A 1,572-nucleotide genomic window follows, 5' to 3' on the forward strand; every position below is an offset into this window, starting at 1 on the left:
ATCATGAAAGAATTTAAGTATGTAGTAACAGATGCACAGGGAATCCACGCAAGACCGGCAGGAATTCTGGTAAAAGCAATTGCGAAAAAAACTTCCGATATTAAGATCAAAAAAGCAGGAGATACACGTGAAGTCAATGCAAAGAGCATTATGGCAGTTATGAGCCTTGGCGTAAAGCAGGGAAATGAGATCACCATCACAGCTGACGGTGCAGATGAAGAAGAAGCAATCGCTGAAATCCAGAAAGTATTAGAGGAGAATCTGTAGGATTATGATTACACTAAGTGGTAAAAGTGTTTTTGGTGGCGTGGCCATCGGGAAAATCGCTTTCTATAAAAGACAGGAAAAGCAGATAAGACGGTATCATGTAGAGGATACCGAAGCAGAGGTGGCACGTTTTGAGGAGGCCCAGGAGACTGCGATCGCACAGCTCGGTGAGCTGTATGACAAGGCAATGGAAGATGTAGGAGAAGCCAATGCGGCAATCTTTGAAGTACATCAGATGATGCTGATGGATCTGGATTATGTGGATTCGATTAAGAATATTATTACCACCCAGGAAGTCAACGCAGAGTATGCCGTTGCAACGACGGGAGATAACTTCTCCCGGATGTTTGCATCTATGGATGATGCTTACATGCAGGGACGTGCAGCCGATGTAAAAGATGTATCGGACCGACTTCTCGGTATCCTTTCGGATGCCGGGGAAAGCGGTGTTGTGGCAGACGAACCGGTGATCGTGGCAGCAGATGATCTGGTGCCGAGTGAGACCGTTCAGCTCGACAAGTCCAAAGTGCTTGCTTTTGCAACCATGTACGGATCAGCAAATTCCCATACGGCAATCCTTGCAAGGACCATGAACATCCCGGCTGTTATTGGTCTGGGAGAAGGGCTTGCAAAAGAATATGACGGACATATGGCAGCCATCGACGGATTTACCGGAACCATCTACATTGATCCGGATGAAGAGACCATGAAGGCCATGACCGAAAAGCGCGAAGAAGACCGCAGACAGAAAGCGCTTCTGGAAGAATTGAAGGGCAAAGAAAATGTGACCCTGTCCGGCCGGAAGATCAATGTCTATGCGAACATCGGAAATCTTTCCGATGTGGGCGCTGTACTTAAAAATGATGCAGGAGGGATCGGGCTTTTCCGAAGCGAGTTTCTGTATCTGGAAAGCGAAGATTTCCCGACGGAAGAACAGCAGTTCCAGGTATACAAACAGGTTGCAGAAAATATGGCAGGCAAAAAGGTCATCATCCGTACCCTGGATATCGGAGCAGACAAGCAGGTGGATTACTTTGGACTGGACAAAGAAGAGAACCCGGCACTGGGATACCGGGCAATCCGTATCTGCCTGACAAGACCGGAGATCTTCAAGACACAGCTTCGTGCCCTGTACCGGGCATCTGCTTACGGACAGATCGCCATCATGTTCCCGATGATCATTTCGGTAAAAGAAGTGAAGCAGATCAAGGCGATCATCGAAGAGGTCAAAGAAGAGCTTCGTGAGGCACAGATCCCGTTCCGTGAGGATGTGGAACTGGGAATCATGATCGAGACACCGGCTGC

The 1,572-nt window shown here is 48.1% G+C and carries 2 protein-coding genes; both read left to right on the forward strand.

Features of this window, described 5'->3' with window-relative positions; translation table 11 throughout:
* Nucleotides 1-3: 3 nt before the first annotated feature.
* Complete coding sequence (locus G4407_RS16035; RefSeq protein ID WP_173689676.1) at nucleotides 4-267, forward strand: HPr family phosphocarrier protein; 264 nt, start codon at nucleotides 4-6, stop codon at nucleotides 265-267.
* A gap of 4 nt (nucleotides 268-271) precedes the next feature.
* Nucleotides 272-1,572, forward strand: a 1,301-nt coding sequence (gene ptsP / locus G4407_RS16040) for a phosphoenolpyruvate--protein phosphotransferase (protein WP_173689675.1), incomplete at its 3' end; no start/stop codon positions are given.

Origin of the sequence: Allocoprococcus comes (assembly GCF_013300725.1) — a bacterium.
In the GTDB taxonomy this organism is placed as follows: domain Bacteria; phylum Bacillota; class Clostridia; order Lachnospirales; family Lachnospiraceae; genus Allocoprococcus; species Allocoprococcus comes_A.

Bases quoted from the DNA above. Each gene is read 5' to 3' on its own strand.
- G4407_RS16035 (WP_173689676.1), top strand. From the start codon at position 4: ATGAAAGAATTTAAGTATGTAGTAACAGATGCACAGGGAATCCACGCA.